General features: G+C 70.8%; 5 protein-coding genes. 4 read left to right on the forward strand and 1 reads right to left on the reverse strand.

Annotated features, from left to right (window positions below; genetic code table 11):
• The 4 genes from AC08OP_RS01460 to AC08OP_RS01475 all read left to right on the forward strand — a co-directional run.
• The coding region (locus AC08OP_RS01460) for a glutamate-5-semialdehyde dehydrogenase (RefSeq protein WP_476612540.1) at positions 1–967 on the forward strand (967 nt) is incomplete at its 5' end.
• A 113-nt stretch (positions 968–1,080) separates the two neighbouring features.
• Positions 1,081–2,706 (forward strand): malate synthase A, encoded by a 1,626-nt coding sequence (gene aceB, locus AC08OP_RS01465; RefSeq protein WP_476612541.1) that lies wholly within the window; start codon positions 1,081–1,083, stop codon positions 2,704–2,706.
• Positions 2,707–2,878: 172 nt separating this feature from the next.
• The gene (locus AC08OP_RS01470; RefSeq protein WP_476612542.1) at positions 2,879–3,766 is read left to right on the forward strand and encodes an AAA family ATPase; all 888 of its coding nucleotides are present in this window, start codon (positions 2,879–2,881) and stop codon (positions 3,764–3,766) included.
• Between the two features lie 116 nt (positions 3,767–3,882).
• Complete coding sequence (locus tag AC08OP_RS01475; protein ID WP_476612543.1) at positions 3,883–5,328, forward strand: vWA domain-containing protein; 1,446 nt, start codon at positions 3,883–3,885, stop codon at positions 5,326–5,328.
• A 54-nt stretch (positions 5,329–5,382) separates the two neighbouring features.
• On the opposite strand, the gene pgm is transcribed toward AC08OP_RS01475, so the two are convergent.
• A partial coding sequence (gene pgm / locus AC08OP_RS01480; RefSeq protein WP_476612544.1) for a phosphoglucomutase (alpha-D-glucose-1,6-bisphosphate-dependent) occupies positions 5,383–7,074 on the reverse strand: 1,692 nt, incomplete at its 5' end.

Here is a 7,074-nt window from a genome sequence, read left to right on the forward strand (position 1 = left end):
GGTCGTGCGCGGCCGGGTGCTGCCGAACGGGATGGAGCTGCGCCAGATCCGGGTGCCCCTCGGCGTCGTCGGGATCATCTACGAGGCCCGGCCGAACGTCACGGTGGATGCCGCGGGCCTGTGCCTCAAGAGCGGCAACGCCGCGTTGCTGCGCGGGAGCGCCTCCGCGGTGCGTTCCAACACCGCGCTGGTGGCGGTGCTGCGCGCCGCCGCCGTCGCGAGCGGCTTGCCGGCGGACGCGGTGCAGCTTGTCCCCGGGGTGGACCACGACGCGGTCAAGCACCTGATGCGGCTGCGCGGGCTCGTCGACGTGCTCATCCCGCGGGGTGGCGCGGGTCTGATCCGGGCGGTCGTCGAGGAGTCGACGGTGCCCGTCATCGAGACCGGGGTCGGCAACTGCCACGTGTATGTGGACGCCGACGCCGACCTCGACCAGGCGCTTGCGATCACCGTCAACGCGAAGACCCAGCGGGTCTCGGTGTGCAACTCGGCGGAGACCCTGCTCGTGCACGCTGGCGTGGCCGGGGAGTTCCTGCCTCGGGTGCTGGCCGCCCTGCACGACGCCGGGGTCACCGTGCACGGCGACGAGGCGGTGCGCGCCGTCGATCCGCGGGTGCTGCCCGCCACAGACGACGACTGGGCGGCCGAGTACCTGTCGTTGGACATGGCCGTCGCCGTCGTCGATTCTCTCGACGACGCGGTCGCGCACATCCGGCGCTGGGGCAGCGGGCACACCGAGGCGATCGTCACCCGGTCTCTGCCGGCGTCGCGACGGTTCATCACGACCTGCGACAGCGCGGCCGTCATGGTGAACGCCTCGACCCGTTTCACCGACGGGGAGCGGTTCGGGATGGGTGCCGAGATCGGCATCTCCACCCAGAAGCTGCACGCCCGCGGCCCGATGGGGCTGCCCGAGCTGACCTCGACGACGTGGGTCGGCGTCGGCGACGGGCATCTGGTCACCTGAGGTCCGGGTCACCTGAGGTCCGGGTTACCGGGCCCGGGTCATCTGAGGTCCGGGTCACCGGGCCCGCCGGATCGGGCCGTCCGGGACGCAACGGAACCGGGAAGGGAATAGGTATGGGCTCGTTGGACGGGGTGACGGTGCACGGGGTGTCCGCGGTGCGGACCGTGCCGGGACTCACCGCGGATCAGGTCGACGCGGTGCTCTCCGACGACGCGCTGGCCTTCGTCGCCGGGTTGCACCGCACGTTCGCCGGCCGGCGTGCCGAACTGCTCGCCGCCCGGGCCGCCCGCCGCGCCGCGATCGCCGCCGGGGCCACCCTCGACTTCCTGCCGCAGACCGCCGACATCCGGGCCAGGAACTGGCGGGTCGCGTCACCGGCGCCGGGGCTGGTCGACCGCCGGGCCGAGATCACCGGCCCGACCGACGCCAAGATGCTCATCAACGCGCTCAACAGCGGTGCCCGGGTCTTCATGGCGGACCTCGAGGACGCTAATGTGCCGACCTGGTCGAACATGGTCGTCGGGCAGCACAATCTGAGTGAGGCCGTTGCCGGCACGCTCGCCTTCACCTCGCCCGACGGCCGTCGTTACGAGCTCGACGAGTCCACGGCGACGCTCGTGGTGCGCCCGCGCGGCTGGCACCTGCCGGAGCGGCATGTCACCGTCGACGGGGAGCCGATCGTCGCCGCGCTCTTCGACGCCGGGATGCACCTGGTCCGCAACGCGCATGCCCTGCGGGCCACGGGCGTGGCGCCGTACTTCTACCTGCCGAAGCTGGAGAGTCATCTCGAGGCCCGGCTGTGGAACGACGTGTTCACCGCGGCGCAGGCTGAGCTCGGCCTGCCCGTCGGCACCATCCGGGCGACCGTCCTCATCGAGACGCTGCCCGCCGCCTTCGAGATGGAGGAGATCCTCTACGAGCTGCGGGAGCATTCCGCCGGACTCAACGCCGGCCGCTGGGACTACATGTTCTCCACCATCAAGACGTTCGCGTCCCGGCCGACGGAGTTCCTGCTGCCCGACCGCAACGGCGTGACGATGACGGTGCCGTTCCTGCGCGCCTACACCGAGCTGCTGGTCTCCACCTGTCATCGCCGCGGCGCGCACGCGATCGGCGGGATGGCGGCGTTCATCCCGTCGCGGCGCGACTCCGAGATCAACGCCGCGGCCCTGGCGAAGGTGCGCGCCGACAAGGAGCGGGAGTCCGCGGACGGGTTCGACGGGAGCTGGGTGGCGCACCCTGACCTGGTGCCGGTGTGTACCGAGGTCTTCGACGCGGTGCTCGGCGACGAGCCGAACCAGCTCACCCGGTTGCGTGACGACGTCAAGGTCGGCGCCGGCGACCTGCTGGCGGTGCGCGACACTCCGGGTTCCGTCACCGCGGCCGGGGTCCGCGGGAACATCAGCGTCGGGGTGCGCTACCTGGAGAGCTGGCTGCGCGGGATCGGGGCGGTCGGCATCGACAACCTGATGGAGGACGCCGCCACCGCTGAGATCTCCCGTAGTCAGATTTTCCAGTGGATAGCCGCCGGGGTCGTGCTCGACGACGGCCGTCCGGTCACGGCCGATCTGGTCCGGACCACTCTGGCGGAGGTGCTGGACCAGATCCGGCTCTCCATCGGCGCCGCCGCCTTCGACAACGGCCGCTGGAAGGACGCGGCGGCGGTGTTCGAGGAGACGGCGCTCGGCAAGACCTTCGTCGAGTTCCTCACTCTTCCCGCCTACGAGCGGATCGGCTGAACCGGCGAACACCTCGGGAGAATCCCCGGGTGAACCGGCGGCGAACAGGTCGATGAGCAGCCCGCGGGTATCCGCCCGGCGGACGGCGGCGCGCAAGGCGTAGTCACCCGTCTGCGGCGCTAGCCTGGCAGTATGGACATGGCGATGCCTGACACGGGGACGGAAGGTGGCCATGTCGCTGCAGGAACACGCTTTCGCCGACGTCGCTGATGTGCGGGAACGGCTTCGCGTGACCGGATACCTTGCGGACGAGGCGATTGCCACCACAGTCTTCCTCGCGGATCGGCTGCGTAAACCGCTGCTTGTGGAGGGGCCCGCGGGTGTCGGTAAAACCGAGCTCGCGAAGGCGCTGGCGACCGCGGTTGGCGCCGAGCTCATTCGGCTGCAGTGTTACGAAGGGCTTGATGAAGCTCGCGCATTGTACGAATGGAACTACAAGAAGCAACTGCTGCGCATTCAGGCCAGATCGGGAGACGGCGGTGCCGAGGGTTGGCAGCAGGCCCACGACGACATCTTCAGCGAGGAGTTCCTGCTCTCTCGGCCGCTGTTGACGGCGATCCGCCGCCAGGAGCCGACGGTGCTGCTCGTCGACGAGACCGACAAGGCCGACGTCGAGGTGGAAGGCCTGCTGCTGGAGGTGCTGTCCGACTTCCAGGTGACGATTCCGGAGCTCGGTACCATCAGCGCCACCCGCCGTCCCTTCGTCATCCTGACCTCCAACGCGACGCGGGAGCTGTCCGAGGCGCTCAAGCGGCGCTGCCTCTACCTCAACCTGGACTATCCCTCGGCCGAGCGGGAGAAGGAGATCGTGCTCTCCCGGGTGCCCGATCTCCCGGAGAGGCAGGCCGAATCGCTGGTCCGGATCGTCCGCGCGCTGCGGGCGATGGAACTGAAGAAGGCGCCCTCCATCGCCGAGACCATCGACTGGGGCCAGACCGTGCTCGCGCTCGGATTCGACACGTTCGACGAGGCCGCCGTCGCCTCGACCCTCGGCGTCGTTCTCAAGCACGCCAGCGACCAGGCCCGAGCCATCAGTCACCTCAAGCTCGGCGCGAACTGAACCGCCCGAGCCCAACCCATCGACTCCATCAACTCCATTGAACTGATCGAATCCATCGAACCGATTGCCAGCTGACGGCCGTCGCCACGGCCGCACGTCCACGAGGGGGCGCCGGCATGAACCTGCTGGACCGCACCGTCGATTTCACCGCGGCGCTGCGCCGGGCCGGTGTCCCGGTGAGCAGCGCCGAGACCGTGGATGCCGCCAGGGCCGTCGGCGCGCTGGGCTGGGCCGAGCGGGACGCCGTCCGGGCGGCGTTCGCGGCAACCCTGTGCAAGCGGCCGCTGTACCGGCCGGCTTTCGATACTCTGTTCGACCTGTACTTCCCGCCCCGGATCGGGGACGGCGTGTCGCTGGACGACCTGGGCGACCTGGGCGACCTGGGCGACCCGGCCGGGGCGGCGAACGGCGCGGCGGGGGACGTCGGCGTCGACCCCGGCGAGCTGTCGCCCGAGCAGCTGGAGGAGCTGCGCCAGGTGCTGCGCGACCAGTTGCTCGACGCGCTGCGTGACGGCAACGACGAGGCGCTGCGCGCGCTTGCCCGGCAGGCGGTGAGTGCGTTCGGGTCGGCGCGCGGCAGCTCCGCCCGCTCGTGGTTCATCTACCGGGTGCTGCGGGTGATGTCGGCGGAGACCCTCATCGCCGATCTGCTCGCGGCGATGCTGGCGGATTCCGAACGTGGCGGACTCGCCGAACGGGCCGCCCGGCAGACCATCACCGACCGGATCCGCGAGTTCGAGGAGATGGTGTCCACCGAGGTGCGGCGGCGGATGGCCGAGGAACGCGGCCTCGATGCGGTCGAGCGCACCGCGGTGAAGCCGCTCAGCGACCAGGTCGAGTTCCTGCGAGCCTCCCAGCGGGACCTGGTGGAGCTGCGCCGGCAGGTCTACCCGCTCGCCCGGCGGCTGGCGACCCGGCTGACCGCGCGGCGCCGGCTCGGCCGCATCGGCCGGCTGGACTTCCGGCGCACGGTGCGGGCGTCGCTGGCTACCGGCGGCGTACCGGTGGAGACCAGGCACCGCCCGCACAAGCCGCACAAGCCCGAGCTGGTCGTGCTGTGCGACGTCTCCGGCTCGGTGGCCTCGTTCGCGCATTTCACCCTGATGCTGACCCATGCGCTGCGCGAGCAGTTCGCCAAGGTCCGGGCGTTCGCCTTTATCGACACGACCGACGAGGTCACCAGGTATCTGCGCGGCCTCGACCTCGGCGACATGATGGCCCGCATCTCCGGAGAGGCGGACCTCGTCTGGTTCGACGGGCACAGCGACTACGGGCATGCCATCGAGGTCTTCGCCGAGAAGTACCCCGAGGCGGTCGGTCCCAAGACGTCGCTGCTGATCCTCGGTGACGCCCGGAACAACTACCGACCGACCTCGGCGACCATCTTCAGGCGACTGTGCTCGCAGGCCCGGCACTCCTACTGGCTCAACCCGGAGCCGCGCAGCTACTGGGGCTCGGGCGACTCGGCGACAAACGTGTACGCCGAGCTCGTCGACGAGATGGTGGAGTGCCGCAACATCGAGCAGCTCCAGGCGTTCATCGGGCGGCTTCTTCCGTCCTGACGGTCCCCGGCCCGGTCCCCGGCCGGCTCCGGGACCGGCCTGGGACCGGCAGGATCAGCCGCGGGCGAGGGCGGCGTCGACGATCGCCTGTGCCTCCGTGATGACCTCGTCGAGATGCCCGGGGCCCCGGAAGCTCTCCGCGTAGATCTTGTAGACGTCCTCGGTGCCGGAGGGCCGGGCGGCGAACCAGGCGTCGTCGGTGATGACCTTCACCCCGCCGATCGCCGCGCCGTTGCCCGGCGCGTGCGACAGCGCGGCGGTCACCGGCGAACCGGCGAGCGTCGTCGCGCTAAGGCTCTCCGGGGTGAGCGCGGCCAGGATCTTCTTCTGCGCCGGGGTGGCCGGCGCGTCGACCCGTCGGTAGGCCGGGGCGCCGTGGGCATCGGTGAGCTCCCGGTACAACTGCCCGGGGTCCCGGCCGGTGACCGCCGTCATCTCGGCGGCGAGCAGGCAGGCGATGATCCCGTCCTTGTCGGTCGTCCACACCGCGCCGTCGCGGCGCAGGAACGACGCGCCCGCGCTCTCCTCACCGCCGAAGCCCAGGTTCCCGTCGGTCAGACCGGCCACGAACCACTTGAAGCCCACCGGCACCTCGACCACGTCGCGGCCGAGGCTCGCCCCGACCCGGTTGATCATGCTGGAACTGACCAGCGTCTTGCCGATCGCCGTCCCGGTCGGCCAGCCTGGGCGGTGGCCGAACAGGTAGGCGATGGCCGCGGAGAGGTAGTGGTTCGGGTTCAACAGCCCGGCCGTGCCGGTGACGATGCCGTGCCGGTCGGCGTCGGCGTCGTTGGCGAGGGCGACGTCGAACGAGCCGGCCAGCCGCACCAGGGAGGCCATCGCGTACGGCGACGACGGATCCATCCGGATCATGCCGTCCCAGTCGGTCGTCATGAAGGCGAAGGTCGGGTCGATCGTGGTGTTCACCACGTCGAGGCCCAGCTTGTACCGCTCGGCGACGGCCTGCCAGTACACGAGGCTCGCCCCACCGAGCGGGTCGACGCCGATGCGCACCCCGGCGCCGCGGATCGCGTCGAGATCGATGACGTCGCCGAGGTCCGCGACATAGGCGCCGACGTAGTCGTGGACCACGGCGGCGGCGCGCGCCTGCGGGTATGGCACCCGGGCCACGCCCGCGAGGCCACCGTCGAGCAGGGCGTTCGCGCGATCCTGAATGACCTTGGTGACGCCGGTGTCCGCCGGACCGCCGTGCGTCGGGTTGTACTTGAACCCGCCGTCGGCGGGCGGATTGTGCGACGGCGTGACGACGATGCCGTCGGCGAGGCCGCGCGCCAGGCCGGTCGCGCCGGTGGCGCCCGTCCTGCCCGTCCTGTTGCTTGACGTGCGCTCGCGGTTGTGGCGCAGGATCGCGTGCGAGATCACCGGGGTCGGGGTGGCCTCGCCGTCCGGGGCGATGCGTACCGCGACGCCGTTCGCGGCGAGGACCTCCAGGGCGCTCGCGAGCGCGGGCGCCGACAGTGCGTGCGTGTCGATCCCGACGAACAGCGGTCCGTCGACGCCGGCCTCCTTCCGGTAGTCGCAGATCGCCTGGGTGGTGGCCAGGATGTGGTCGGCGTTGAAGGAGCCGCGCAGCGCCGAGCCACGATGACCGGACGTGCCGAACGACACCCGCTGGGTCGGATCGGTGGGATCGGGATGGATCTCGTGGTAGGCGGCGAGCAGGCCGTCGACGTCAACGAGATCCTCGGGGGCGGCGGGTTGCCCCGCACGCGGACTGGTCGGCAT

The sequence above is a fragment of the Frankia sp. CeRuru1 genome (genome assembly GCF_977966315.1).

Excerpts from the sequence above, each read along its gene's own strand:
- aceB (WP_476612541.1), top strand. The coding sequence starts at position 1,081 with ATGGGCTCGTTGGACGGGGTGACGGTGCACGGGGTGTCCGCGGTGCGG.
- AC08OP_RS01470 (WP_476612542.1), top strand. The coding sequence starts at position 2,879 with ATGTCGCTGCAGGAACACGCTTTCGCCGACGTCGCTGATGTGCGGGAA.
- AC08OP_RS01475 (WP_476612543.1), top strand. The coding sequence starts at position 3,883 with ATGAACCTGCTGGACCGCACCGTCGATTTCACCGCGGCGCTGCGCCGG.